The 26,471-nt window shown below is 68.6% G+C and carries 21 protein-coding genes; 10 read left to right on the top strand and 11 right to left on the bottom strand.

All coding sequences use genetic code 11. The features are described 5' to 3' along the window. Window positions 1–117 precede the first annotated feature (117 nt). The gene (locus OG589_RS34120; protein WP_405142269.1) at window positions 118–2,214 is read right to left on the bottom strand and encodes a HelD family protein; all 2,097 of its coding nucleotides are present in this window, start codon (window positions 2,212–2,214) and stop codon (window positions 118–120) included. Between the two features lie 219 nt (window positions 2,215–2,433). Here OG589_RS34120 and OG589_RS34115 point away from each other — a divergent pair, with 219 nt between their 5' ends. Continuing rightward, a complete protein-coding gene (locus OG589_RS34115; RefSeq protein ID WP_405142268.1) occupies window positions 2,434–2,727 on the top strand; it encodes a hypothetical protein in 294 nt (97 codons plus the stop codon). A gap of 252 nt (window positions 2,728–2,979) precedes the next feature. Here OG589_RS34115 and OG589_RS34110 read toward each other — a convergent pair whose 3' ends face one another. The 4 genes from OG589_RS34110 to OG589_RS34095 form a co-directional block, all read right to left on the bottom strand. Beyond that, window positions 2,980–4,647 (bottom strand): DNA repair helicase XPB, encoded by a 1,668-nt coding sequence (locus OG589_RS34110; protein ID WP_405142267.1) that lies wholly within the window; start codon window positions 4,645–4,647, stop codon window positions 2,980–2,982. A 96-nt stretch (window positions 4,648–4,743) separates the two neighbouring features. Then, window positions 4,744–5,487 carry a hypothetical protein gene (locus tag OG589_RS34105; RefSeq protein ID WP_405142266.1) on the bottom strand — a complete coding sequence of 248 codons (744 nt, stop codon included), beginning with the start codon at window positions 5,485–5,487 and terminating at the stop codon, window positions 4,744–4,746. Window positions 5,488–5,557: 70 nt separating this feature from the next. Further along, window positions 5,558–7,087 (bottom strand): class I adenylate-forming enzyme family protein, encoded by a 1,530-nt coding sequence (locus tag OG589_RS34100; RefSeq protein WP_405142265.1) that lies wholly within the window; start codon window positions 7,085–7,087, stop codon window positions 5,558–5,560. A gap of 95 nt (window positions 7,088–7,182) precedes the next feature. Then, window positions 7,183–9,615, bottom strand: a complete 2,433-nt coding sequence (locus tag OG589_RS34095; protein WP_405142264.1) for a helicase-associated domain-containing protein — start codon at window positions 9,613–9,615, stop codon at window positions 7,183–7,185. A 249-nt stretch (window positions 9,616–9,864) separates the two neighbouring features. Here OG589_RS34095 and OG589_RS34090 point away from each other — a divergent pair, with 249 nt between their 5' ends. Next, entirely contained in the window at window positions 9,865–10,872 is a 1,008-nt protein-coding gene (locus tag OG589_RS34090; protein WP_405142263.1) for a hypothetical protein, read from the top strand. Here the strand turns inward: OG589_RS34090 and OG589_RS34085 are convergent. Beyond that, window positions 10,820–11,464: a TetR/AcrR family transcriptional regulator gene (locus OG589_RS34085; RefSeq protein WP_405142262.1), complete on the bottom strand. Its 645-nt coding sequence runs from the start codon at window positions 11,462–11,464 to the stop codon at window positions 10,820–10,822. The two genes, OG589_RS34090 and OG589_RS34085, sit on opposite strands and share 53 nt — an antisense overlap. Window positions 11,465–11,575: 111 nt before the next feature. Here OG589_RS34085 and OG589_RS34080 point away from each other — a divergent pair, with 111 nt between their 5' ends. Next, window positions 11,576–12,178, top strand: coding sequence for an HAD family hydrolase (locus OG589_RS34080; protein ID WP_405142261.1), 603 nt, complete (start codon window positions 11,576–11,578; stop codon window positions 12,176–12,178). Between the two features lie 93 nt (window positions 12,179–12,271). After that, window positions 12,272–12,670, top strand: coding sequence for a cold-shock protein (locus OG589_RS34075; RefSeq protein ID WP_358550760.1), 399 nt, complete (start codon window positions 12,272–12,274; stop codon window positions 12,668–12,670). Window positions 12,671–12,739: 69 nt separating this feature from the next. Here the strand turns inward: OG589_RS34075 and OG589_RS34070 are convergent, their stop codons facing one another. Beyond that, entirely contained in the window at window positions 12,740–14,470 is a 1,731-nt protein-coding gene (locus OG589_RS34070; protein ID WP_405142260.1) for an MFS transporter, read from the bottom strand. Between the two features lie 182 nt (window positions 14,471–14,652). Between OG589_RS34070 and OG589_RS34065 the strand changes: the two genes are divergently transcribed. Then, on the top strand, window positions 14,653–15,465 hold the full coding sequence (locus OG589_RS34065; protein ID WP_405142259.1) for a DUF3027 domain-containing protein: 813 nt from the start codon (window positions 14,653–14,655) through the stop codon (window positions 15,463–15,465). Window positions 15,466–15,601: 136 nt separating this feature from the next. Continuing rightward, the gene (locus OG589_RS34060; protein WP_405142257.1) at window positions 15,602–18,643 is read left to right on the top strand and encodes a sacsin N-terminal ATP-binding-like domain-containing protein; all 3,042 of its coding nucleotides are present in this window, start codon (window positions 15,602–15,604) and stop codon (window positions 18,641–18,643) included. 49 nt (window positions 18,644–18,692) lie between these two features. Here OG589_RS34060 and OG589_RS34055 read toward each other — a convergent pair whose 3' ends face one another. Then, on the bottom strand, window positions 18,693–18,962 hold the full coding sequence (locus OG589_RS34055; RefSeq protein ID WP_405142256.1) for a DUF2530 domain-containing protein: 270 nt from the start codon (window positions 18,960–18,962) through the stop codon (window positions 18,693–18,695). Between the two features lie 151 nt (window positions 18,963–19,113). On the opposite strand from OG589_RS34055, the gene OG589_RS34050 reads away from it, so the two are divergent. After that, entirely contained in the window at window positions 19,114–20,586 is a 1,473-nt protein-coding gene (locus OG589_RS34050) for an NCS2 family permease (RefSeq protein WP_405142255.1), read from the top strand. Between the two features lie 219 nt (window positions 20,587–20,805). After that, window positions 20,806–21,087: a hypothetical protein gene (locus OG589_RS34045; RefSeq protein WP_405142253.1), complete on the top strand. Its 282-nt coding sequence runs from the start codon at window positions 20,806–20,808 to the stop codon at window positions 21,085–21,087. Window positions 21,088–21,419: 332 nt separating this feature from the next. Here OG589_RS34045 and OG589_RS34040 read toward each other — a convergent pair whose 3' ends face one another. After that, the gene (locus OG589_RS34040; RefSeq protein WP_405142251.1) at window positions 21,420–22,229 is read right to left on the bottom strand and encodes a hypothetical protein; all 810 of its coding nucleotides are present in this window, start codon (window positions 22,227–22,229) and stop codon (window positions 21,420–21,422) included. 147 nt (window positions 22,230–22,376) lie between these two features. Next, window positions 22,377–22,985: a restriction endonuclease gene (locus OG589_RS34035; protein ID WP_405142250.1), complete on the bottom strand. Its 609-nt coding sequence runs from the start codon at window positions 22,983–22,985 to the stop codon at window positions 22,377–22,379. Between the two features lie 379 nt (window positions 22,986–23,364). Here OG589_RS34035 and cutA point away from each other — a divergent pair, with 379 nt between their 5' ends. Next, window positions 23,365–23,700 carry a divalent-cation tolerance protein CutA gene (gene cutA, locus OG589_RS34030; RefSeq protein ID WP_405142248.1) on the top strand — a complete coding sequence of 112 codons (336 nt, stop codon included), beginning with the start codon at window positions 23,365–23,367 and terminating at the stop codon, window positions 23,698–23,700. Here the strand turns inward: cutA and OG589_RS34025 are convergent. Next, entirely contained in the window at window positions 23,663–25,099 is a 1,437-nt protein-coding gene (locus tag OG589_RS34025) for a helix-turn-helix domain-containing protein (RefSeq protein WP_405142246.1), read from the bottom strand. The two genes, cutA and OG589_RS34025, sit on opposite strands and share 38 nt — an antisense overlap. A gap of 315 nt (window positions 25,100–25,414) precedes the next feature. Here OG589_RS34025 and OG589_RS34020 point away from each other — a divergent pair, with 315 nt between their 5' ends. Beyond that, entirely contained in the window at window positions 25,415–26,212 is a 798-nt protein-coding gene (locus tag OG589_RS34020; RefSeq protein ID WP_405142245.1) for an SAM-dependent methyltransferase, read from the top strand. The last annotated feature ends 259 nt before the right edge of the window (window positions 26,213–26,471 follow it).

Raw genomic sequence — 26,471 nt, 5'->3', positions numbered from 1 at the left:
CGGGTGGGTGATAGAGGTTGCGAATCCATGCCGTGCCCGATCTTGCTGTGGGTGCCCTGCCGGGGGGCAAGAGTGGGCACGGCTGATCACTGCGTTCGTGTCCTGTGCCGGCGAGGGCTAGGCGAGCTGGGGTGGGAGGTCGCGGGTGTGGAGGACTCTGAGGGAGGTGACGGCGCGGGTGAGGACCACGTAGAGGCGGGCGAGGCCGCGGGCCTCGGCGTCGACGATGTCCGCCGGTTCCGCGACGACCACGTGGTCGTACTCCAGGCCCTTGGCCAGGGACGCGGGGATGACCGAGACCCGCTGCTCGGGGGAGGAGTCGGGCCCGAGCACGTCGTGCGGGATGCCCGCCGTCGCCAGGGCGGCGGCCAGCGTGGCGATGGAGGTGTCGGCCGCGATCACGCCGATGGAGCCCTCGTGCGCGATCGCCTCGTTCACGGCCTCCGTGACGGCTCCGGCCAGGTCGGTCGCCGGCCGTACGGACAGCGAGCCGGCGCCCGGGCGCAGGGAGCGCGGGGCGGCCAGCGTGGGGGCCACCGACGGCAGCAGGCGGGCCGCGAAGTCGAGCACCTCGCGCGGGACGCGGAACCCCAGGGTCAACTCGGTGACCGCGCCCTCGGTGAAGCCGAGATGTTCGAGCACCTCGACCCAGGACCTCGCCGACCACGGGGTGGTGCCCTGGGCCAGGTCGCCGAGGACGGTGGCCGAGCCCGTACGGCAGCGCCGTCCGAGCGCGCGCAGCTGCATGGCGGAGAGGTCCTGCGCCTCGTCCACGACCACGTGACCGAGCATGGGGGTGCGCTCGACGCAGTCGGCCAGCTCGTCCAGCAGCGCGGCGTCCGCGGCGGACCACTTGGCGGACTTCCACGACCGCGGAGGCCTGGTCCAGAGCAGGGTCTCGCGTTCCTCGGGGGTCAGGTCGTCCTTGGCGGCGCGGGCGAGGAAGTCGGCGTCGGACAGGAGCCGGAACAGCACCTGCTGGGGGGACACGCGCGGCCATACCTGGTCGACGAGCTGCTTGACCGGCTTGGACCTGGCGACCGCGTCCTGCACGCGGTCGTCGGGCGACTCGCCACGCTGCTCCATGCGTACGAGGGTCGCGTGGGCCAGGCGCTGGGCGAGCGCCGCGCGGCCAGGGCCGTACCGCGTGGTGCCGCGCAGGGAGGCGACGATCTCGCGGACCTCGTGGTCGGGCACGCGGTAGCGGTTGACGCCGCGAGTGATCAGCAGACCCTCCTCGGGCTTGCTGATGTGCATCCAGAGGGCCCGGTGGAGGACGGGCGCCATGCGGGCGTCGCCCTTGATGGTGGCGACGGCGGTGTCCTCGGGGGCCGAGTGGTCGCCGACGATGCCCGCGACGGTGGTCTGGTCGACCTTCACCTCGCCGAGGGCGGGCAGGACCGAGGAGATGTAGGACAGGAAGGCGCGGTTCGGCCCGACGATCATCACGCCCGACCGCGCCAGCTTCTCGCGGTGGGTGAAGAGGAGGTAGGCGGCCCGGTGCAGGCCGACGGCGGTCTTCCCGGTGCCGGGGGCGCCCTGGACGCAGACGGTCTGGCCGAGGTCCGCGCGCACGATCTCGTCCTGGTCGGGCTGGATCGTGGCGACGATGTCGCGCATGGGGCCGGTGCGGGGCCGCTCGATCTCCTCGGTGAGGATCCTCGACTCTTGGAGGGGCGCCGTGCCCTGGTCGAGCGGCTCGTCCTCGTACGCGGTCAGCTCGCCGCCGTGGAAACCGAAGCGCCGGCGCCGCCGCACGCTCATCGGGTCGGACGGGCGGGCCTGGTAGAACGCCCGGGACACCGGTGCACGCCAGTCGATCACCAGGGGACGGCTGCTGTCGTCGTGCACGTGCCTGCGCCCGACGTGGATGGTGACGGGAAGGTCGTCGTCGCCCGCCCTGTCGAGCCGGCCGAAGAACAGCGGGGTGTCCGCGTGGTCGGCGAGCGCGGCCACGCGCTGGTCGAGCAGGCCCTGCAGCACCTGCTGCGAGACCCAGTCGCCCGCGGCGTCGGCCGACAGCGACTGGGCGTGCTCGCGCATCGCGCGCAGCGCGGCCCGGGACGCGGCCAGGTGGGCGCGCTCGGCCTGGAGGACCTGAGCGGGGTCGTCCGAAGGGTGCTCGGTGGGGTCTTCTGGGAGGTGAGAGGGGTCGTTCTCCGGAGTGCCGGGGTCCTCTCCGGATATGTCAGGGGCCAATTGGTGTCCGGGCATGCTGAAGGACTCCTTGGGGGACGGGGGCGGTGGACAAAGGCAGCGAACCAACAAGCCTATATGCTTACGCCACGTCCATCGGCATGCCGCTATGTCGCGTGTCCACAGATGGACGTACGATGTATTGCTTGTCCGGAGTTTGCCGACTCTTGACCTTTGGGTACAGCCGTCAGGGTGACGACGCGTACCCAGGTGCCGGTCTCTCCGGTAATTCCCGCCATGGCCAATCTGCTCCTCGGCGGGCTGTGGACGCTGTCGGTCTTCGCGGGGTGGGGGCTGGCCGCGTTCTGTGGAAACGGAGAGCCGTTCGACTCGTGCATGGACCGGCTGACCGTGGTGTCCACCCTCTCAGGGGTGTTCGCACTCGTGGCCGCGAGTGGCACGGTGGGCGGCCTATTGCCACCGATAATGCGTAGATATCCGGAAAAGTCTTTGATGGTAGTCGGGATCGCGACGGCTTCCTGGCTAATCGCGCTGGGTGTGCTTTACGTCGGCGGGTTAGTCGGTCGGTGATCTGGCGAACACGTTGCGTTAACGTATACCAAAATCGCGAAAAACCAGGACAACCCTTGTGATTTAGTTAGATCATCGGGTATGTCGCAGTTGGCGCCGTGGGAGCCAATAGGCGAGGGGGTGATGCGGTTGTACAGGACCGACGGTATTTCGTGGACCTGAATGCCTGTCCCCTAGGCGAAGCTTTTCCTGGGACAGGTTTGGGGGGGACCGGCGGCGTGCCGCTCAGCGAAGCGAAGCGAAGTGGAAGGGTCACTCGCTGGCGAGCACGTCGTCCGCGTCGATGATTTGATAGGCATAACCCTGCTCGGCGAGAAAGCGTTGCCGGTGCGCCGCGAAATCCTGGTCGACCGTGTCCCTGCTGACGACCGAATAGAACCGCGCACCGCCGCCGTCCGCCTTGGGACGCAGCACCCGGCCAAGCCTTTGCGCCTCTTCCTGACGCGAGCCGAAGGTGCCCGACACCTGGATCGCCACCGAGGCCTCCGGCAGGTCGATCGAGAAGTTCGCGACCTTCGAGACCACCAGCACCTGGATCTCCTTGTCGCGGAAGGCCTGGAACAGCCGCTCGCGCTCCTTGATCCGCGTCTCGCCCTTGATGACGGGCGCGTTGAGATGCTCGGCCAGCTCGTCGAGCTGGTCGATGTACTGCCCGATGACCAGCACCTGCTCGCCCGCGTGCCGCCTGACCAGCGTCTCGGTGACCCGCGTCTTGGACGGCGTCGTCGCGCAGAAGCGGTAGCGCTCCTCCGCCTCGGCCATCGCGTAGGCGAGCCGCTCCTGGTCGGTCAGGGTGACCCGCACCTCGACGCAGTCGGCGGGCGCGATCCAGCCCTGGTTCTCCATCTCCTTCCACGGCGCGTCGTAGCGCTTGGGGCCGATGAGCGAGAAGACGTCGCCCTCGCGGCCGTCCTCGCGTACCAGCGTCGCGGTGAGACCGACCCGCCGCCTGGCCTGGAGGTCGGCGGTCATCCGGAAGATCGGCGCGGGCAGCAGGTGGACCTCGTCGTAGATCACGAGGCCCCAGTCGCGGGCGTCGAAGAGCTCCAGATGCCGGTAGACGCCCTGCCGCCGGGTGGTCATCACCTGGTAGGTGGCGATGGTGACCGGGCGGATCTCCTTCTTGGTGCCGGTGTACTCGCCGATCTCGTCCTCGGTGAGCGAGGTGCGCTTGAGCAGCTCCTGCTTCCACTGGTGGGCGGAGACGGTGTTGGTGACCAGGATGAGCGTGGTGGCCTTGGCGTGCGCCATCGCCGCCGCGCCCACGATCGTCTTGCCGGCGCCGCAGGGCAGCACCACCACGCCCGACCCGCCGTGCCAGAACGAGTCGGCCGCCTCGCGCTGGTAGGGCCGCAGCTTCCAGGTGTCCTCGGCCAGCGTGATCGGGTGGTGCTCGCCGTCGACGTACCCCGCGAGGTCCTCGGCCGGCCAGCCGAGCTTCAGCAGGGCCTGCTTGATGTTGCCCCGCTCGCTCGGGTGCACGGCCACCGTGTCGTCGCCGATGCGCTCGCCCAGCATCGGCTGGATCTTCCTGGCCCTGAGCACCTCCTCCAGCACGGCCTTGTCCGTGCTGGTCAGCGTCAGCCCAAAGTGCTCGCTCTTCTCCAGCCTGAGCCTGCCGTACCTGGACATCGTCTCGGCGATGTCCACGAGCAGCGCGTGCGGCACGGGGTAGCGGCTGAAGCTGATCAGCGCGTCGATGACCTGCTCGGCGTCGTGCCCGGCGGCCCTGGCGTTCCACAGCGCCAGCGGGGTCACCCGGTAGGTGTGGACGTGCTCGGGAGCCCGCTCCAACTCGGCGAAGGGCGCGATCGCCTTACGGCAGTCGTCGGCCCTGGGGTGCTCCACCTCAAGTAGCAACGTCTTGTCCGACTGAACGATCAGCGGGCCATCAGACACGATTTCTTCTCCCGTTCGCATACGGCCACCGTGCTGGCGGTCCCGTCCGCTTATCCAACAAGAGAACGAGCCGGATCAGTCCCGCTTTCCCGCGGCTTGCCGCCGCGACCTGCTCCTTTACGAGTTGGCGCTGATGACGATGGCGGCCACGATGCCGAGGAAGAGCAGGCCGATGTTGATCCCGATGCTGATCCAGCACCATTTGAGCAGGGATCTGGCCCGGGCGGGCTCGGTGTCCACCTTGCCGAGCGCGATGCCGGCCAGGATGGCCCCGGCGATGCCGCCCAGTGTGACGTAGCAGCTCAGCGCCATCACGATGCTGATGACGAGGGCGACGATCGCGTGGGTGCGCGGGCCGTCGCCGCCGGGCCTTGGCGGGTACCCGTACGGCTGCCCGTAACCGGGCTGACCGTAGCCCGGTTGGCCATAGCCGGGCTGCCCGTACCCGGGCTGCCCGTACCCGGGCTGCCCATAGCCCGGCTGGCCATACCCGGGCTGACCGTAACCCGGCTGGCCGTATCCCTGCTGGTCATAACCGGGCTGGCCATAGGCCGGTTGGCCGTATCCCTGCTGGTCGTAGCCCGGCTGGCCGTACGGGGCCTGGGCGGGCGTGCCGTACGGGGGCTGGGCCGGTGCGTCGTAGGGGCCCTGCGCCGGTGAACCGTACTGGTCGTAGCCAGGCTGCCCGTACTGCTGGTCGTGGGGCGGCTGGTCGTCGTACGGCGTAGTGCGGGCGGGGTTGGCGTAGGGATCGCCGTGCGCCGGCTGGGCGCCGTAGGCGTCGTGCCCTCCGGACGATCCGTAGGGACTTTGCCAGTCCTTGGGGTTCTGGCCGGAGGATTCGGGAGGGCCGCTGCTCACGTTTTCTCACTTCCATGGCTTTCCGGGCAGATCAACACTTACCACGTCGCGCGCGGCCCCGCGCCGCCTATCAGCCGAACCGGGAGCGCAGCACCTTCCTGTCGAGCTTCATCACGCTGGTCACCGGGATCGACTCCACGAAGTGCACCTCGCGCGGGTACCTCACCCTGCTGACCCGCTCCCTGGCCCATTCCATCAGGCTCTCGGCCGTCGCCGTGCCTCCCGGGTTGAGCTGGACGAAGGCGACGACCTCCTCGCCGAGCCTCGCGTCGGGACGGCCCACCACTCCCGACATCGCGACGTCGGGATGCCTGTTCAGCGCGTCCTCGACGTCGCGCGGGAAGACGTTGAAGCCGCCCCTGATGATGAGGTCCTTCTTGCGGTCGACGACGTACAGGTAGCCGTCGTCGTCGGTGCATCCGATGTCCCCGGTGCGCAGCTCGCCGTCGACCAGGGCGTGGCCGCTCGCGTCCGGGGACCGCCAGTACCCCCGCATGATCGCCTCTCCCCGTACGCAGATCTCGCCGAGGTCGCCGGGCTCCACCGGCTCGCCGTCGTCATCTCTGATCGTGATCGTGTATCCGGGCAGCGGCAGCCCGGCGCTTCCGGCCTTCCTGCGGTCCAGCGGGTTGAACGTGGTCACCGCGCTCGTCTCCGTCAGGCCGTACCCCTCGACGACGCGCACCCCGGGCACGCGCTGCTCGAAGGCGGTGAGTACCTCGCGCCCGAGCGGCGCCGCGCCGCACGTCAGGTACAGCAGGTCGGGCAGCGGAGTGTCCTCAAGGGGCTCCGCCAGCAGCTCCTGGAGCATCGTCGGCACCACCGCGCCGTACTGGACGCGGTGCTCGGTGGCGAGCCGCAGGAACGCCTTCGGGTCGAACCACCGCATGAGCACCGTGTGGAGGGGCTCGGGGGCGTGCATCGCGGTGATCGTGATGATCAGCCCGTACGAGTGCGAGAGCGGCACGGGGACGATGGCCCGGTCGACCCCGGGCCGGTGGATGAGATCGTGGGCGGCCCGGGAGACGTGCCACAGGCCCGCGTGGCTGAGCATCACGCCTTTGGCGCGGCCCGTTGTGCCGCCGGTGTACATCAGCGCCGCCAGGTCGTTCTCGTCCCTGCCCTCGGCCCCGGCCTCGGGCGCCTGCTCCAGCTCGGCGAAGCCGCTGACCCGCCGCGTGCCGCCGTGCGCGCCTTCGGGGACCTCGCCCACCGTGACCACCGCGACGTCCAGGCCGTCCGTCGCCGCGAGCACGGCCGGTAGCAGCTCGGCGGAGGCGATCACGGCGCGGGGCTCGCTGTCGGCGACGATGTGCCGCAGTTCCTCTGCGGAGACCAGGAACAGCACGGGGGTGACGACCGCGCCCGCCGCCCACAAGGCCTGGTAGGCGACCTGGACCTCGGGGCAGTTCACCATCATCACGACGACGCGGTCACCGGGCTCCACGCCGAGCGCCTTCAGCCCGCCGGTGACACGCCTCGTGCGCTCCGCCAGATCGTGGCCGCGATGCCAGGCCCCCTCGAAGTGGAGCGCGTCGAAGTCTCCCAGCCTGTTCCACGACTCCTCCGCCAACCGGCCAAGCGTCCGCTTCGTGCCCATCGCGCTCACCTTCTCCCACGAGGAATTACGCCTTCGCACGCCAAACTGATGCGGCCGGTGAGGGTCGTCAACCCTTACGGCGTCGGGGAACCCGGTCAGTTGACGTCCGCGACGCCGGTGATGCGGTGGAGCGCGAAGCGGTGGATGGCCGCGCGCGTCTCGTCGTAGGCGGTGAGATAGCCGCCCTCCATGCGGGCGGGCTCCAGGATGCGGCTGGTGGCGTGGCCCTGCGAGTCGAGGTAGCCGATCCAGACGCGCGAACCCTGCCGGATGGCGTCCTGCAGGGCCACGATCGTGCCCGTCGAGGGCGAGCGCGGCACCTGACCGTCGGGCGCCGCGACCGGGTGCCTGCGCGCCAGGTGCGCCTCGTCGCCCGCCCTGATGGCACGTACGGCCGCAGCCGCCAGGTCGGCGTCGGGACCGGTCGAGCTGACCGCCGGCCGCGCGGTGGGAGGACGTTCGGTACGCCGCGCGTCGGCCCGGGTCACCAGCACGTCGCCCTCGGACGACTCGGCGACGGGGGAGTAGCCGATCGCGCGCAGCGAGTCGACCACGAGCGCGCGGGAGCTCCGCGAGGCCACGACGGTGGGAGCCAGCCGCCGCAGGCGCAGCGGGACCGCCCGCTTGTCGGCCATCACCTCGTCCAGCACCGAAGGGTCGTCACAGCGGACGTAGGCGCCGGCGGTGCCCACCCGGAGGCGGCCGTGCCTGCGGGCCACGTCGGTCACCAGGTAGCGCAGCGGCTGGGGGACCGAGGTCGTCGAGTGCTTCTCCAGCATGGCCACCAGCTCGTCCGCGCTGGACCCGGCGTCCAGCGCCCGCCTGATCGAGCCGTCGCCGAACCGGTAGACGGTGGCGCCGCCCTTGGACTCGATGTCGGCGGCGAGCGACAGCCAGCGCCCGAGCTCGCTGGTCAGCGGGCCGGGGGCCACGGCGGTGAGGTCGGCCTGGAGCACCACGTGGTCGACGGGCTCGGGCAGCAACGGCGCCAGCAGCTCGGCGGGGGTGGCCGGCGCGAGGGCCCTGGCCTTTCTCTTGGCCGGCGCCGCCTCCGCGGCCGCCCCGGGCAGCAGCCTGCGGCCGAAGACGGACATGGCGCCGAGCCCGGTGAGCCCGAGCTGCTCGGCCTCGCGCAGCGTGTAGTCGACCAGCCGGTCGCGGTAGGTGCCGCGGCGGCGGGGCTGCTCGAAGGCCAGCCGCTCGCGCACCGACTCCGCCGACGGGGCCAGGCCGGGACCCGCGGAGGCCAGCACCCGCAACGTGCGCATGCGGACCTCGGCCGCCGCCGGGCGGCGAAGCTCGGGATGCAGGACGTTCATCAGGCGGTCGCGGTCGTCCCGCTCGCCGACGAGGCCGGGCACGCGGTCGCTGGTCAGCCAGGCCGCCGCCAGGGCCTCCCAGCGGTCCTCGGTGGCCTTCACGCGCCAGCCGTCGTAGGCCGTGGTGGGAAGCCACTCGCCGTCCACGGGCGCGCTCGACGCGATGAGCCCCGCCGCGTGGACCACCTCGACCACCAGCGCGGTGGTCCACTCGGGAAGGTCGAGGAGCTGCGAGGTCTTCTTCCAGTCGCGCACCGACAGCCCGCCCGTGCGCAACGTGCCGGGAGGGTCGACGCCCCAGTGCTCGCACAGCTCCTCGGCCGTGCGCACGAACGAGAACGCCTGCCCGGCGGCCGTGCGGTCGGCCAGGGCCTGGTCGCGCGCGGCTCCGTCGAGCGGCGGCGCCCCGGGACGCAGCTCGCGATGGACCCGGCCGTCGCGCAGGACCAGCGCCACCTCGCGGGGCAGCACGACGGTCTCGTCGCCGGTGGCGGCCAGCAGGCCACGGGCGAGAAGCTGCTCGATCGGCGACTGCGCGGTGGCCACGCTCACCTCGCGCCGGGCGTTGGGAAGGCGGCCGGCGGGCGGGCCCCAGGCGAGCTCGTCGAGGGCGGCCCGCGCCTGGGGGGCGATGTCGTCCAGCAGGCGCCTGACGACGCCCTCCTCGGCCAGCAGGGCGGCGAAGCGCTCGGGCACCGCCTCCCCTGAGGCGGCCCGGCCGCCGCGCGCGGCACCGATCAGCTCCGCGAGGCGCTCGGGCGGGTGGTGCCGGAAGGCCTCGGCGGCCGGCGGCCCGAGCCCGGCCGGGGTCTCGGACACGTCGCGGACGCCGGGCGCGAGCCGCAGCCCGCTGTCGGGGCCGTAGACCAGGGCCATCATCTGGAGCAGGTCGATCGCCTCGCGCAGCGGCTCGTCCAGGCGCGCGGCGTCCTCCCGGGGGACGGACCCGGCCACGGTGTCGCGAAGATCCTTGTAGGGCTGACCCGGCCCGTCCTCCGTGGTCATGACGAGAAGGGTCTCGACCACCGCGAGGGCGAAGCGGTCGAGCCGGTCGAGCGCCCTGCCGGTGGCCGAGGGGCTGGTGGCCCGGATCACGAGCCCTTCGAGGTGCGCGGGAACGGGGGTGATGAGCTCGGGGCGCGCGGCCACCAGGGCGCGCAGCCGGTCGTCGGCGAGGCCGCGCAGCCACTCAGTGAACTCGGTGTTCATCACGCTCCACCGAACCCCCTGTCAAGCGATCAGCGCGCGTCCCACGCCGTGGAACCGTCCCCTCCATCGTAGGAGCCCACGGGCCATCGCACGCCAGTTGCCCGATCACCGGCACTTCCGGAACGGACCGTCGATCCGCCCAGCGTACGGAGCGTCATCACTCGGGCGCGGTGCGCGGTCATCGGCCGTAGAAATAGCCGTTTCCCCGAAAGGGTGCGCGGGCCGGTGGGCTCGGGCAGTATGGCGAGCGTGATCGAGCGCGCCGACCAGCTCGTCCTGGAATACGTCAGCAAGGTGGCGGACGCCGCCCACGGCGTGCTCCGCACCGACCAGCGCCTCGATTTCGTGGGGCGGCTGCGCATCCGCATCGAGGAGGAGCGTCGCGGCAGCGCCGATCTCGCGACCGTCCGCAAGGTGATCGCCAGGTTCGGCGATCCCGGGGTGCTGCTCCAGCGAGAGGTCCAGCGGCTGGCCGCCGGCGAGCAGGAGGCCGCGCGGCATTCCCGCGAGCGTCCGGCGCCCGGGCCGTCCCGCGCGCCCCGGCCGGCTTCGAGGGGTGGGCCGCCCGCCGGCCGTCCCGCGGCGGCGGACGACTTCGGCGACTCGGCCACGGAGGTCTTCCCCGCCGTGGTCGACGACGCCACCCAGATCACCCCGGTCACCAACGTCACCCCGCTCCGGCCGGTCACTCCTTCCAGGCCGCCCCGCCCGCCGAGGCCCGCGAGGCCGCTGCCGCGTGGTGCGGTTCCGGGCTCCTTCGGGCCCTCTCCCGGCGCCGTCAGGGCTCCGCTGGCGGCACGCCTGCGCCGCGTGAACCCCACCTCCGCCGACGGGCGCGACATCTCGACCATCCTGCGCAACGACCGCCGCGAGGTGGTGGGGATGGGCCTGCTCATCCTCGCCGGCCTGCTGATCCCGTTCCCCCTGCCGTACGTCGCGATCTTCCCGTTCCCGGTGCTGGTGTGGGCGGCGGGCGCGCTGACGGTGCTGGCGAGCGAGGGCTGGATCTTCCAGGATCGCCTGACCGGGCTGGTGGCGCCGATCGCCGCCTACCTGGCCGGGGGCGTGCTGCTCGGCGCCCTCAGGTCGTCCGAGGAGCCCGCCGTGGGGCTTCAGGCGTTCGTCGACTCGTTCTGGCACGTCAGCGGGCTGATGTTCATGCTCGGAGCGGTGGGCGGGGTGCTGTGGCTGGCCTACCGCCTGCTCAACCCGCCACCTCCGCCACCCCGGCGGCAGCCGCTCGGGACGGTGCGCTGAGCAGGCCCGTCGAGAGCCGCACCCACGAGGCCACGAACCTGTCGCGCTCGGTGCGGCCGGGAGGCTCCCCGACGGTCTCTTGGAACAGCTCGTAGTGCACCACCGCGCCGCCGAGCACCGCGCCGATGGCGGGCCAGTCGAGGTCGGCGCCGGCGTACTCCGGCTGCGCGCGGAACCACGTCGTGATCGAGTCGAACATCGGCTGGAGCAGCCCCTCGCGGACGGTGGCGACCAGCTCGGGGAACTGGCTCAGGTCGCGGAAGAAGACCCGGGTCAGCTCACTCTCGTCGCGGACCTTCGCCAGGCCCGCCCTGCACAGGTGGGCGAGCCGCTCCTCGATCGGGACCGACGCGCCGATGGCGTTCACCTCGGCGAGCGCCCCGGAGATCTGCGACCGGGTGCGGGCGGCGTGCTCGTTCATCGCGGCGGCGAGCACCTCGTACTTGGACCTGAAGTGCCGGTAGAGCCCGCCGGCTCCGGGCGACAGCCCCGCGGCGGCCTCGATCTCGGCGACCGACGTGGCCGAATAGCCCCGCTCGGCGAACAGCCTCAGGGACTCGTCGATGATCCGTTCGCGCGTCGATCTGGTCATGAATCCCTGACTACCTCCGGCCCGGCCGATAAGTGAGCCCTTTCTCGCCGCCCAGGTTCCCATAACGTGCTCGGGTACGCGTCACCCCCTCGGGTTTGGCATCCTTCAAGGGTGTATTCGGTAGGTTTCGATCTTGATCTGACGCTCGCGGACACCCGGGCGGGAATCGCGGCGGTGTACGACGAGGTGGCGCGCCGGCTCGGCGTGGTCATCGACAGCACCGTCGTGATCAGCCGGCTCGGCCCGCCGCTGGAGCACGAGCTGACCTACTGGCTGCCTCCTGAGGAGATCCCGGGCGCCGCCGCCCTCTATCGCTCCCTCTATCCCGGCACCGCCGTTCCGATGACCACCCTCATGGCGGGCGCGCTGGAGTCCGTCGCCGAGGTTCGCCGCCACGGCGGGCGTGTGATCGTCGTCACCGGCAAGCACGGCGACACGGCCCGCCAGACCGTCGAGTTTCTCGGCCTGGACGTGGACGAGGTCGTCGGGTCGGTGTTCGGGGCGGCCAAGGGCGCGGCCATCGCGAACTTCGGAGCGGCCGTCTACGTTGGAGATCACGTAGGCGACATCGACGCGGCCAGGGCCGGGCGCGCGGTGAGCGTCACCGTGGCGACCGGTCCGTACTCGGAGGAGGCTCTGCGCGATCACGGAGCCGACTTCGTCCTGCCGGATCTGACGGGGTTCGCAGGGTGGTACGACGCCTGGCGCGTCTAGGAAATCGGGGCCGTTTCGACGGTCATGTGATGCCCCGGGTGGGCATAACCTACATCCATTACCATTCATGACAGTCTGAACGAGGTCACCCCTGTGCCTACTGGCAAGGTCAAGTGGTACGACGCTGACAAGGGCTTCGGTTTCCTCACCCGCGACGACGGCGGTGAGGTATTCGTGCATTCCTCAGCGCTTCCCAAGGGCGTGGAAGCGCTCAAGCCCGGTCAGAAGGTCGAGTTCGGTGTGGCCGAGGGCCGCCGGGGGCAGCAGGCGCTCTCTGTCCACGTGCTGGAGCAGCCGCCGACGCTCGCCAAGACGGTGAAGCCGAAGGGCAAGCGCAAGAAGCCCGATGAGCTCGTCGTCATCGTCGAGGACCTGATCAAGCTGCTTGACGACGTCTCCAACTCGTACCAGCGGGGCAAGCACCCGGATGCCGCCCACGCCAAGAAGATCGCGACCGTGCTGAGAGCCGTCGCCGACGACATAGACGCCTGACCGCCCATCCCGGAGCCCCTTTCCCCAACCCGTACGGCTGCCCTGGCCGGTGGGAGCCGGGCTCCGGGATCAGCCGTGCGGGTTGGTCAGGGGCTTGGTCGCGTCCGGCCTCGGCTTGGCGGCCTCGGGCCTCGGGCGTTCCGCGTACGGGCCCGGGGGGTCCTCGCGCGGTACGGGAGTCCTGTGGACGTCGGTGAACGGCTTGGGCGCGGCGGTCCCAGCGGCGGGCCGTCCCGAAGGCGTCTCCGGGGAGGGCCGCCCCGAAGGCGTCTCCGGGGAGGGCGGTCCCGAAGGCATCTCTGGGGAGGGCGGTCCCGAAGGCATCTCTGGGGAGGGCGGTCCCGAGGCCCGCGCGGTGCGGATGCGTTCGGAACGGTGGCGCAGCCTGCGGCGGCGGGCGACGAGAAGCCAGGCGAGCGCCGCGACGAGCGCCACCGCGACCACGGCCAGCCCGACCGGCCCCGCCGAGCGGCCCGTCAGCAGGGACAGCAGCAGCCCGGCGAGGCCGCCGGCCACCCAGGCGATCTGCAGCAGCGCCTCCACCACGCCGAAGGTCGAGGAGCGCACCTCCTCGCCGATCTCCCGCTGGACGATCGCGTCGAGCGCCAGCTTGCCGACCTCCTGGGCGAACCCCGCGACCACGGCGACCAGGACGGCCGCCCACAGCGAGAAGAGGAACGCGCTGGCCGTCGCCGTCGCGGTGGCGAGCGCCAGCGTGGACAGCACGATGATCTGGGGAGAACGGCCGCGCACCCACGACGCGACCACCGCGCCGATCAGGCCGCCCGCTCCGGCCCCGCCCGCGAGGATCGCGATCACGACCTGCTCGGGGATGCCGTTGCCCCGGAGATGCCCTTCCTGCACGAGGAAGAGCAGGAAGAACAGCAGGAACCCCGACAGCAGCCGGATCGCGGCGTTCGCCCGCATGGCCTCGGCCACCACCGGGCCGACGTTCAGCAGGGTGCGCCAGCGGGGCCTCGCCTCGCCCGCGCCGTCCTCCTCCTCGAAGTCCAGGTCAGGGGCGTCGACGTGGCGCGGCAGCCGTACGGCGACCACGCCCGCGGTCAGGAAGATCACCATGGTGCCGCGCAGCACCCAGTCGGCTCCCACCCACGCGGTCAGCCCGACCGCTACCGGGGCGGCCAGCGCCGCGGACACCAGCGCGAACAGGGCGACCCTGGCGTTCGCGGTCACCAGCGTGATGTCGGCGGGCAGGACGCTCGGCATCGTGGCCGCCCGCGAGACGTTGTAGGCCTTGGACAGCACGAGGACGGCGAGCGCGGCGGGGAAGAGCGTCAGCCCGTCGGCCGGGCCGATCGCCGCCGCCATGGCCCAGCACAGCAGCCCCCGCGCGAACAGCGTGCCGGCCATGATGTAGCGGCGGCCCGAGCGGAACCGGTCGAGCACGGGCCCGACGAAGGGCGCCACGACGGTGAAGGGCACCATCGTGATCAGCAGGTAGAGGGCGACCTGACCGCGCGCCTGGTCCACGGGCAGGCCGAAGAGCAGGGTGCCCGCCAGGCTGACGGTGATGAGCGCGTCCCCGGCGCTGTGGGCGGCGGTGAGCTCGATCAGGCGCCCGAGCCCGGTGCGGTCGGCGCCCTGGGCGTGGGTCAGCCTGCGGCTGGCATGGCCGATGCCCCGGCCCGCGCGCACCGTACCCCTGGCCGCCGTGCGCCCGGCGCCCGCGGTCTTCTTGGCGGCCGTACGGCCGGCGCGGACCGTGCCGCGGCTCGCCCCGGCGGCGGCCCGTGCCGCACGCGACAGCGAATCTCGAGCTCTGCCCCAGGCACCCGCCATCACGCGCGCGTGGGCGGGGCACCGGAGCCGGTGGCCTGGTGTCCCACGCTTCCTCCCTCAGTGCTCTCGACCATGGTCGTTCTTGGTGATGGATCTCCGAAATCCCGTGCGCGGCTTTGGTTTACAGTCTTACCCGACCCATACGAGTGATGTCCGCTCGTAGCATGGGTGAGAATTGACGTGTGAGCCGCACTCGTTCCCGCACCTTTGCAGTCGACCAAGCCTGCGCCGCCGCTGTGGAGCCGGCCAGGGCCGCAGCCGAGGAGATCGCCCGGCCCGGCGAGGTGGGCGAGCACCTCGGCTTCGAGAGCGAGGCCGAGCGGGTCGTCACGCACTACTTCGCGTGCCTCGACCGCGCCTACCGCGGATGGCGCTGGGCCATCACCGTCACCCGCGCCTCCCGGGCCCGCAACGTCACCGTGAGCGAGACCGTGCTGCTGCCGGGCGGCGGCGCGCTCCTTCCCCCGGCGTGGGTGCCGTGGAGCGAGCGGCTTCTCCCCGGTGACCTCGGCGTCGGCGACCTGCTCCCGACCTCGGACGACGACGACCGCCTCGCCCCCGGGTTCACCGAGACCGACGACGACTCCGACCGTCAGATGATCTTCGAGTACGGGCTCGGCCGGGCGCGAGTGCTCTCGGCGATCGGGCGCGACCGTGCCGTCCACCGCTGGCACGCGGGCGACTCCGGTCCCCACACCCCGCTCGCCCACGCCGCGCCCGCACAGTGCTCCACCTGCGGTTTCTACTGGCCGCTCGCCGGTGCGCTCCGCCTCGGCTTCGGCGTCTGCGCCAACGAGTACGCCCCCGACGACGGCAAGGTCGTCGCGGCCGACCACGGCTGCGGGGCGCACTCCGAGGCGGCCGTGGTGGCGCCGGCCGGTGTCGAGCAGGCCATGCCCATCCTCGACGACCTCGGCTACGACCTGATGGAAGAGGGCACTCCGGCCGTCGGGTCCGTCGAAGAGGAAGTCTCCGAGCCGCTCGGCCATTCCTGAGCCGGTTTACCTTTTCGAGTTTTACGGCCGAAGGCTCCCGTGGGGCTCGGGGGTCCGGAGATGCTTCCGGGCCAGAAGCTTTGCGAACCTTTCGTACGGCGGCCGGCCCACCTCCTCCACCCTTGGGACATGACTGGTGACTGACATCTTTGGCACCGAACGCATGCGCACCACCGTCCTCGCCGCCTGGACGGCCTCGCCCGCGAGGTTCCGTGAGGACGCCAACGCCGAGGAGGACTTCGCCCTCGGCGGTTACCGCGACCGCCTGATCGTCGAGCTGGCGCAGAACGCCGCCGACGCGGCCCTGCGCACCGGTGTCCCCGGCCGGCTCCGGCTCACCCTGGAGAACGGCGTCCTGAGCGCCGCCAACACCGGCGCCCCCCTGGACGCGACCGGCGTCGAGGGGCTGGCCACGCTCCGCGTGTCGGGAAAGCGCGACGAGGTCGGCTCGATCGGCCGGTTCGGCGTGGGTTTCGCGGCCGTCGTGTCGGTCTGCGACGAGCCGCTGATCGCCTCGCGCGCGACCGGGGCCGTCCGCTGGTCGCGGTCCGAGACCGCCGCGCTCGTCGCCGCCGAGCCCGCGCTGGCCGCGGAGCTCGCCACCCGTGGCGGGCACGTGCCGCTGCTGCGCCTGCCGTTCGAGGCCGGGCCGGTGGACGTGCCGGCCGGCTTCGACACCGTCGTACGCCTGCCGCTGCGTGACAAGGCCGTCGAGCAGGCCGTACGGCAGATGCTCGACGAGACCGGCCCGGCGCTGCCCCTGGCCATGCCGGCGCTCACCACGATCGAGATCGAGATCGACGGCGAGGTCCGCACGGTCATGGCCGGCGACTGGCAGGTGGTGGAGGAGTCCGGGAGCTTCACGGCCGAGCAGGTGGCCGAGCTGTTCGCCGACCGGCCCACCGAGGAGCGCAACCGGCCTTACTGGCTGGTCCGCTGGGCCGTGCCCGCCGACCACGGACGCCTCCCCAAGGACGTCGCCCCCGTCGTGCACGCGCCGACCCCGAGCGACGAGCCCCTGGACCTGCCCGCGCTGCTCATCGCGAGCTTCCCGCTGGCCACCGACCGGCGGCACGTGGCCCCGGGGCCGCTGGCCGACTTCCTGATCGAGCGGGCCGCCGAGACCTACCTCGACCTGCTCAGGTCGCTGCCGAAGACTCCCCGCCTGCTCGACCTGGTGCCGGGCCTGATGGGCAAGGGCGAGCTGGACGCCGCCATCCGCCGGGCCATCCTGCGCCGGCTTCCCGACACGCCCCTGCTGCCCGCGATATCCCCGCCCGCCGACGTTCCCGATGGCTCCCAGGACGCGGACGCCGATGGGTCGTTCGTCGTGTCCGGCCGCGAGGCCTCCGTGGTCGCGGGCCCGGCCGAGTTCCTGACCATGATCGCCGACATGGTGCCCGGCCTGCTGCCCGCCGGGTGGGCGTCGAGGCATCCCGCCCTCACCACCCTCGGGGTCACCCGCGTGGAGCTGTCCGACGTCGTCGACATGCTGTCGGGCGACGCCGTCGACGACAAGACCGCCGCCTGGTGGCACTCGCTGTACGACGTGGTGCCCGGCGACGACCGTGAGGCCCTCGGCGCCGTTCCGGTCCCGCTGGCCGACGGGCGTCTCGTGCGCGGTCCGCGCGGCACCCTCCTGCTCACCGACGGCTCGTCCCTGGACCCGGCGTTGCTCGGCCCGCTCGGGCTGCGCGTCGTGCACCCGGAGGCCGCCCACTCCCTGCTGCTGCGGCTGGGCGCGGCCGAGGCCAGCCCGAGGAGCGTCCTTGAGGACCCGCTCACCCGCGCGACCGTCTCCGAGTCGCTCGACAGCGCCGACCCCGAGCCGGTGGCCCAGGCCGTGCTGGCGCTGGTCGACGCGGCGGGGCTGACGGCGGGGGAGGCTCCCTGGCTGTCGGCGCTGGCGCTGCGCGGAGCCGACGGCGAGCTGTACCCTGCGGGCGAGCTGCTGCTGGGCGAGGGCTCCCTGGCCAAGCTCATCGACCAGGATGTGCCGTTCGGCGTCGCCGCCCCCGACCTCGTCGAGCGATACGGCTCGCGCGTCCTGTCGGCGGCGGGCGTGCTCGACGGCTTCGCCGTGGTCAACGACTCCGACGTGCTGCTCGACCCCGACGAGTGCGACCACGACCTCGACGCCGAGGACGAGTGGCTCGAAGCCGTGCTGGACGTGCTGCCCGAGGCCGGCGTCCCCCCGGTCGCGCGGGAGTTCACCGCGATCCGCGACCTGGAGTACGTCGCCGACTGGCCGCACGCCCTGGCCCTGCTGTCCCGGCCGCCGCTGCGTGCCGCGCTCCAGCCGCTTCGCGCGCTGGTCAACGGCGAGATCGCCGAGGCTCCGTCGTACACCTCCTGGTGGCTGTCGCACCACCCCGTGCTCGGCGGCAAGCGCCCGACGGCGCTGCGCCTGGCCACGGGAGATCCCCTGCTGTACGGCCTGTACGGCGACGCGCCTGAGGGCGTCGACGAGACGGCGCTGGCGATGATCGGCGTGCGGACGACGCTCGCCGAGCTCCTCGCCTCGCACGGCGGGCCCGACGAGCTGCTCGACCTGCTGGCCGATCCCTCGCTGGAGGTCGACCGGGCCCAGCTACGGGCACTGTGGATCGCGCTGGCCGCGGTGGAGCCCTCGCGTGTGGCGCCCCCCACGGCCGTACGGGCGGTGCTGAACGGCGAGATCGTCGTCGCGGACGCCGAGGACGGCCATCCCATCGGCGGCAACGGCCACGCCGTGGTCGAGGGCCTGGTCGCCACGGGCGGGCCGGTCGTGGTCGAGGCGCCCGACCTGCTGCCGCTGGTCGCCTCGCGTCCGCTCGTGCTCGCCCCCTTCGACCTCGCCGAGGCGCTGTCGGAGCTGCTCGACCTGCCCGTCATCGGCGAGGAGGTCACCGGGGAGGTCACCTCGTCCGGGCAGGAGCGGCCGGTGCCCGCCCAGGTGCGCTCGCTGCTGCCCTCGGCCCCGGCGAGCTACGTCGAGCACGCCGATCTGGAGGTCGACGGCGTCAAGGTGCAGTGGCGCTTCTTCGAGGGCGCCGTCCACGCCGCCGGGGTCGAAGGGCTGGCCAGGGGCCTGGCCTGGGCGAGCGGCCAGTGGGGAGACCGGCTCGCGGTCGCCGCCCTGCTGCGCGACCCGGAGGCCGTGCCCCTGCTCCTGGCCGAGGCCGACCTCGACAGCTGACCGCTGGCCCGCGGCACAGGGGCTGCCCTGTGCCGCGTCGCCGGTCGGCTCACGACCGGACGGACTCGTCCTTCTGCTCGCCGGCGCTCGACGGGTCGCCACCGCCGCCACGCCGGTCACGGCGCCGTACGAACCAGCAGCCGAAGAGCCCGAACGCGATGCCGGCCACGCACGTCCAGATCCACCAACGGTGGTCGGGCGAGGGGTTCATGATCAGGAGCGCGATGAGCGCCACCACCCACAGGCCCGTGCCCGCGAGGATGGTCGCGGTGTCGTTGGTCTCCAACGGGGCGGGATCCGGGGGGCGCGGCTCGTTCACGCACTCCAGCCTAGGCGAGAACGTTTCTGACGGTGCCGCTCGGGTCGGGTAACCTCCTGCAGGATCCGAACCGTACACAAGTTGGTCTCATTCGGACCACGAGCGCCTCAGGGGTCTTCCCGACTGTGATATCGCCTGACAATCTGCCCGCGTGAGCGAGATAACTGCCCCCACATCCCAGCCGACGGGCCTTGTCGGCTGGCTTGACCGCTTTTTCCACATCTCCGAGCGACAGTCCACGCTCAACCGTGAGATCCGTGGCGGCTTGGCCACCTTCTTCACGATGGCGTACATCGTCGTCCTGAACCCGCTGATCATGGGCGGAGTCAAGGACGCGGACGGCCAGTACCTCGGTGACGGAAGCGCCCCCAACTACGCCATGATCGCCGCGGCCACCGCGCTGACGGCGGGGATCCTGACGATCCTCATGGGCGTCGTCGCCAGGGTGCCCTTCGCCCTGGCCGCCGGCCTCGGCCTGAACGCGTTCGTCGCCTTCGGCATCGCCTCCAGCATGTCGTGGGAAGACGCGATGGGCCTGATCGTGCTGGAAGGCATCGTCATCACGATCCTGGTGCTGACGGGGTTCCGCACGGCCGTGTTCCACGCGATTCCGAACCAGCTGAAGACCGCGATCAGCGTGGGCATCGGCCTGTTCATCGCGTTGATCGGCTTCGTCGACTCAGGGTTCGTCCGCAAGGCCGCGGGGACGCCGCTCGAACTCGGCATCGGCGGCGCGCTGACCAGCTGGCCCATCTTCGTCTTCGTGATCGGCCTGCTGCTCACCGTGCTGCTGGTCGCCCGCAAGGTCAAGGGGGCGATCCTCCTCGGCATCGTCGGCACGACCATCCTGGCGGTCATCGTCGAGGCGGTCGCCAAGGTCGGCCCGTCCAACGGCGGCAAGAACCCGCTGGGCTGGAGCCTGGTCGTCCCGACCTTCCCCGAGAAGATCGTCGGGTCGCCCGACCTCAGCCTGATCGGCCAGTTCAGCCTGTTCGGCTCGTTCAGCAAGGTCAGCGTGGTGCTGGCCGTGCTTCTGGTGTTCACCCTGCTCATCACGGACTTCTTCGACACGATGGGCACGGTCGTGGGCGTCGGCCGCCAGGCCGGTCTGGTCGCCGAGGACGGCACGCTGCCCCGTACGCGGGAGATCCTGCTGGTCGACTCGATCGCGGCCGCGGCCGGCGGCGCGGCGTCGACCTCCTCGAACACCACCTACATCGAGTCGGCGGCCGGGGTCGGCGAGGGCGCCCGCACGGGCTTCGCCAGCGTGGTCACCGGGATCCTCTTCCTGCTGGCGGTCTTCCTGTCGCCGCTGGTCGACATCGTCCCCTACGAGGCCGCGGCGCCCGCCCTGGTCGTGGTCGGCTTCCTGATGATGACCGCCATCAGGGACATCGACTTCAACGACTACGAGATCGCCATCCCCGCCTTCCTCACCATCGTCCTGATGCCCTTCACCTACTCAATCTCTACCGGAATAGGTAGTGGGTTCATCACGTACGTCCTGATCAAGATGGTGAAGGGTAAGGCCCGCGAGGTTCACCCCCTGCTGTGGGTGGTCACGGCCCTCTTCGTGATCTACTTCGCGATCGGTCCCATCAAGGTCCTCCTCGGCCTGTCCTGATCAACTGGTCTTCCCTGGTCTTCGCTGGGATCCACGTCGGAGGCCGCCACGCGGTACACGGAGGTGGACTTCGTGGCGGTCTCTTCCTGCTCAGTGGCGCCGTTTCGAACCGTTCAGCGCACTGGCGCTCTTCCAATGATGATCAAGATGCTGCATGCTGCTGACTCCGAGGTCGCGGTGGTGAGCAGTTGGGAGTGACGGCGTGTGAAGAGGCGGAGCGTGGCCTTGTTGCTGATCGTGGCGTTGGCGGCGGTGCCGGCACTCAGCACCGCTGCCCCATTGGATTGCCGAGTGCGGCCATTCAAAGAGCCGGACTATCTTGTGGCCCAGGAGCGGTTCATACAGGAGATGCAGAAAGAGGGAGTCCTGCCCAGTCCGATTCCTTCCGGGATGGTGTCCGGCAGCGATATATACATGCCCGATGGCGTGAAGGTGGGGTTCGTGCCGCCCATGGGTGTCGAGGTCCTCGCGCCGCCAGGCTGTCCCGACATCAGCGATTGATCGGGTGCCCACTACCCCGGTTCACCTGGTCAATCTCTACCGGAATAGGTAGTGGGTTCATCACGTACGTCCTGATCAAGCTGGTGAAGGGCAAGGCCCGCGAGGTCCACCCCCTGCTGTGGGTGGTCACGGCACTCTTCGTGATCTACTTCGCGATTGGCCCGATCAAGATCCTTCTCAACCTCGGCTGACGATCGTTCTGGGGCCGTCATGGTGTATCGAGCTTGATCACCATGGCGGCCACTTCATGAGCATTGAAGTCATGGCCGCGCCACCACGGGGAGCCTTTCTGCCTGCGAATTCCGATGCAGGATTATATTCGACTGAAAGTTTCAAGAGGTTTGCTTTAATCCGTAAACCTCTTTCGCATACAAGAAGATCTCAGGATTTAGAACAGTATGAGGCATCGACAATCTCCGAGGCGGTGTTGCATCAAGAAGCACCATTCTGGCCAAAGCCCGGCCTTCAATCCTATCCCCGAAAAGCAAGTCCAAGTCGCACAGCCTAGCCAGATCTGCATCTAGGTCAGGGTTGAGTATTCCGAATCCGTCTCTTGATATCCGATGGATGGAAGCAAGCGCATCACGGAAAAGCGGGAGCAAATCAGGATCATCGTCCATGGCCACCAACTCCTTGCGGATTGCAGCGCTAAGATATTTTTTATCTGTGGCAACACATTGCTCTCGAACCAGACGTGCAGTAGCAGAGTACCGGTCAGCAAGAACTATACCCCCGGATGACCGTTCCTCTTGAGCCGACAAGTGCAGCCCCACACACTCTACGGAGTGGTGGATCATCACGTTTCTAAGACGATATGTAAGGCGATATCCGGCATACGAGTCGTACTCCCGATTGAAGAGACGCTTAAGCCTTAGCCACTCATCTGATTCGGCGCCATGAAGCCGTTTAGCCTGTGCCATGCTTCGCTCTTGATGAATATGAAGGGAAGCTGCGAACGTTAGGGCGCTGCATATGACGGAGCGCTGCCAGTATTCAGCATTCGCTCGCGTCACCCCTAAATACACTTCCTTCATCAGGTTCTCTATGGAGGCCAGACGCGACTCGAACTGCACTAGCGACTCTTGCGCATAGATCTCAAGTCCTCTGTTAATTGCCCGATCTACACGGTTGTAGGCCGTCAAGTAACTCCTATACACCCTTTCGTCCAGAGTGTGAAACAGGTTGAACTCTCCCCGCTGACTCGACTCGGAAATCTTGGGGATGACCATGAGGCCACATAGGCCCTCCTGTTGGTCCACCGAGTGCACCCCTTCTCTTGATTGGCGCCTTTACATTTCCTCAGCTATCGAGCAGTCGAACAGCAGGTCGGCAACGTATTCAGGGTATTCAGGCGAAAGCAGCGTAAGAGACGTGGAATTTGGCTCGCTACCTATCCCATAGTGGTGCCCCACGAAAGTTGGGAAGCCAAGGCGGGCCGCAGCCTCTCGGGACAATGGTGGAGGCTTATTCCAGGACTTGGTCTCGTAAGTAAACCGACCCTCGGTAACAGTTGCCAGTGCGATGCCGTGTTTTCTAGCAAACTCCAGGGCACCGCGCTGGTAGGGGGCCGTCGAAAACATGACACCCTTATGGCCGCCCACGCTTTGCACTTTCTGGTAGAGAATCTGAATGAGTTCTCGCTTGATGGGGTTCTTGTGTCGCTTCGCTTCAACGAGCAACAGAAACGACATGCCGGCGAAGGTATATCGCACTGTAGCGTCGAAGTCGTAGGTACCGTCTATCCCCTCGATTTTCTCGTGCAGGGTAATCTTCAGGTCGGTCACGAACTGCTGTGCCGAGCCTAGAAGCTCCGTGACGAACTCCTCGAATTCGCCTGGGCTGATCTCCGCAGGCGGATAGTGCGCGGTAACGCGGGCCACGGCTGATTCATTGGTCACGCGGGAAGGGTACTTCAGGCTTGTGATCACTAGCTAGCTAATGCCCGATCTCGTCTCTCCCGGTTGGGGTGGGTTCATCTTCTCGTCGGGCAGGCTCTGTAATGGAGGGCTAGCTGCCGGGGTCATGCCGCGAGCGTGAGCGGAACGGCCGGAGACACAGAGGTAACGAGGAGCTGATCCTGCCATCCGTTCTGCTCACGCGCTAGAATAGTTGCATCCTTGATAGAGAATTACAGAGGTCCGAAGGCGATCTGCTCCAAGCAGGCTGGGTCGATTGGAGGACGAGGCCGAGGAGATCTCACCCAAATTTTACGACAGATGACCAACGCATATGAGCCAACACGAAAATCGATAGAGCTTGTGCACGTAGGAGCGTGTAATGGTGAAGTACTTCCAAGTCTTGACGACAGTGCCGAGCATGGACGAAGCGGCAAAGCTGGCGCGGAGCATTACGGAGAGCCGGCTCGCTGCATGCACTCAGATCATCGGACCGATCAGGTCCGTGTACTGGTGGCAAGGAACCCTGGAGGACGCGCAAGAGTGGCAGCTACTTATCAAGACGACTGCGGCTCTATTTCCGGCTCTTGAGAAGCACATCAAGGAAAACCACAGCTACGTTACGCCGGAAATCATAGCGACTGAGATTGTGGCTGGCAGTACCGAGTACTTGGCCTGGATCAGCGCTGAGACGAAGAGAACTGGCGCTTCGTCATAGCCAGATCTTCCATGAACGCTCGGACCATCGGCTGAGTGTGCCAGCGTCTTAGGGATTCTGCCAGTACCTCGAACCTCGGGAGCCAGATAGCGTATTCGGTCTCTCTGACTGCTGCGAGGCCATCTCTTGCGAGCTTCGCCGCTGCATCAATGGAACCTTGAACGAGGTGCGCTGTAGCGATATCGGCCAGGATGATCGCGGCTCTCTTCCTCTCCACATGAGGAAGTCGTGCGATGACGGCGTGCGCCATCTCTTCTGCCTCGTTCAATCTTCCCATTCGCGAATAGGTGGCAATACGGAACGAGTCGAAGCGGTCTTGATCGAGAAACCGTGTCCAGACTCGATCTTCTTCGGGGTCCGAGATGCTGAAGGCTTCTTCGGCACGCGCCCATGAGTGAATAGCGCTCTCTTTGTCGCCAAGAGCCGCGCTCTCCTCTGCATGTCGCGCAGCGAGCCATGACATCGTGCCTGGCGAAGCAGAAGGCGGAAGTACCTCCAAGGCGCTTGCTAGCAATGCCCTAGCTCGCCCATGAGAGCCCTTAGCGCTCGGGATGTAGCTACGGTACGCGTAGGCGCACGCAACGATGCTGGGGTCGTTCGCCTCTTTAGCGGCTCTTTCCGCAGTGCTATAGAAGTTGCGCGCGGTCGTAGGGCTTCCCATGTCGCTGGCGATCCAGCCGGCCAGCACGCTACTTTCGGCCGCTACGACGATCAGACGCCGCCTTAGCTCGTCTTTCGGGTCGGTGGTCGTGCCGTTGAGAATGGTCCCAACCTCTTTGAGGTGGAGAGCAAGTCCTTTGTAGATAGAGCCTGCCGACATGATTTCTTCGAGGCGATGGAATCCCGCTGATCTAGCTTCCATCTCCCGAACGATCGCTTCGTCTATGGCACTTGGTTTGGCCAAGGCATACGAGAGTCGTTCCCAGACCTCATTTTGTGCGAGTGCTGTAGTGGCACCGAGGCGCGCAATCATGCCGAGTAGTTCGCGTCGCTTCAACGCGTCACCCCGCTTCCCGACTTCCTCCGCTAGAAGCTGCAAGTCGAACGTGTCTGTAGGGATTTGAAATTCGCCGCTGATGAGCTGCGCACCGTCCGCGCCGTTGCCGTCACTCTTTGGGGAAAGCCCCAAAGAGTGACGTAAGTGCGCAGGCATGCCCAAGCCATCAGCGAACGCCTCAAATGTAGACTTAGCGGTCGGGATGCGCTTGCCTGTCTTGTACTCGCTTATGCGCCCCTGGGCGATTCCTGTAAGACTGGCGATCTGCCCTTGAGTGACTCCGTACTTGCCGAGGATGCGGATGATGCCCCCGACGTCACGCCGCCGGCATACGTCATCCATGTCTTGACGTGCAAAAACGCCATCAAGGATCTCTCTGACGTTTCGCTGATCCATCGCCATGGCGTGCGTTCCGTCCCTTTGGCAGCTCGCCTGTAAAGAAGTTCGCAGATCTCTAAGTCCATCACATCGTGAGATATCACGGTGAGATTAGCCCGAACGCCTTTGCTTGAAACCCTCCCGTCAAGGCAAGACGCAGGTCAGGGCCGGGGACTCGCAGAGAGATGTGCGGCTCGCCGATCACAGGAGGTGCAGAGCCGTGATTGCTTCGTGAATACGTCGATACGGACCGCAATCGAGAGGTTGCGGAGCGCTGGAATCGAACTGAGAGCGGCCTCCCAAAGGGGGAGTGCCACGCATCCGATCGAGCCGCCTAGCGTGAGCAGGGTCATGAAGCCGGTTTATGACCCCTCTCAGCCCAATATCGCCCGGATCTATGACTGTTTCCTCGGTGGCAAGGACCACTTTCCCGTTGACCGACAGGTAGCCGCGAGGGTCATCGAGATCGCGCCGTACGTCCCTCGGCTTGCCGTAGCGAACCGGACGTTTCTCAGGCGTGTAGTCCGCTACTTGGCGCAGGAGGCGGGTATTCGACAGTTCCTCGACATCGGGTCAGGTCTACCGACACGGCAGAACGTGCACGAAGTGGCTCAGGCGGTCACGCCAGATGCCCGAGTGGTCTACGTGGACAACGACCCGTTAGTGCTGGCCCATGCAGACGCTTTGCTGGCCACCAACCCCACCACACACGCAGTCGGCGGTGACCTCCGGGAGTCCGGTGCGATCCTAGGGCAGGCCAGTACGCTACTGGACTTCTCCCAGCCGATCGCCGTCCTGTTGTTCGCGATCCTGCACTTCTTCCCCGATGGTGGCGAGCACGACCCGTACCGGATCGTCGGCACCCTGACTGACTCGCTGGCATCCGGCTCATACGTGGCGATCTCGCACCTGGAACCGACTCCGGCCATGATCGAGGCCTCCCATGGCTACACCGCTGCCGAGATCGCCTTCCGTGACCGCGACCGGGTGTTGCCGTTCTTCGCCGGAACCACGCTGGTAGAGCCCGGCCTGGTACGGCTGAACGAGTGGCGACCGGACGACTTCGACCCGGTGTACCCCAGCGATCACCCTGACGTACCCGTGTGGGTGCTTGGTGGCGTGGGGAAGAAGCCGTGATCAGGATGGTCACCGTTCAGCGCTCCCCTGTCGCGTCAGCCGTGCTACGGCTGTGCCGAGAGCTGGAGAGCCACGGGATCACCGCTGACCCTCATCCAGGCGACCAGGTGGGAGCGCTATCGCTCCGGTACGGCCTGGTCGTGTGGTGCGAGTACGGACCCAAAGGGCTGCATTACCGCTGGTGGACGGGACGCCTCTCCGAGCGCACCGGACGAAGGGTCTACACCTGCTGTCCCGCCGACGCTCCCACCACGGCAGC

Source organism: Sphaerisporangium sp. NBC_01403, from assembly GCF_045040145.1.
GTDB lineage: Bacteria > Actinomycetota > Actinomycetes > Streptosporangiales > Streptosporangiaceae > Sphaerisporangium > Sphaerisporangium viridialbum.
This window is presented reverse-complemented; position numbering and strand designations above follow the sequence as displayed.

Bases quoted from the DNA above. Each gene is read 5' to 3' on its own strand.
- OG589_RS34120 (WP_405142269.1), bottom strand. From the start codon at position 2,214: ATGCCCGGACACCAATTGGCCCCTGACATATCCGGAGAGGACCCCGGC.
- OG589_RS34100 (WP_405142265.1), bottom strand. From the start codon at position 7,087: ATGGGCACGAAGCGGACGCTTGGCCGGTTGGCGGAGGAGTCGTGGAAC.
- OG589_RS34095 (WP_405142264.1), bottom strand. From the start codon at position 9,615: ATGAACACCGAGTTCACTGAGTGGCTGCGCGGCCTCGCCGACGACCGG.
- OG589_RS34025 (WP_405142246.1), bottom strand. From the start codon at position 25,099: ATGGCGATGGATCAGCGAAACGTCAGAGAGATCCTTGATGGCGTTTTT.
- cutA (WP_405142248.1), top strand. From the start codon at position 23,365: ATGGTGAAGTACTTCCAAGTCTTGACGACAGTGCCGAGCATGGACGAA.
- OG589_RS34110 (WP_405142267.1), bottom strand. From the start codon at position 4,647: ATGCGAACGGGAGAAGAAATCGTGTCTGATGGCCCGCTGATCGTTCAG.
- OG589_RS34115 (WP_405142268.1), top strand. From the start codon at position 2,434: ATGGCCAATCTGCTCCTCGGCGGGCTGTGGACGCTGTCGGTCTTCGCG.
- OG589_RS34085 (WP_405142262.1), bottom strand. From the start codon at position 11,464: ATGACCAGATCGACGCGCGAACGGATCATCGACGAGTCCCTGAGGCTG.
- OG589_RS34070 (WP_405142260.1), bottom strand. From the start codon at position 14,470: ATGGCGGGTGCCTGGGGCAGAGCTCGAGATTCGCTGTCGCGTGCGGCA.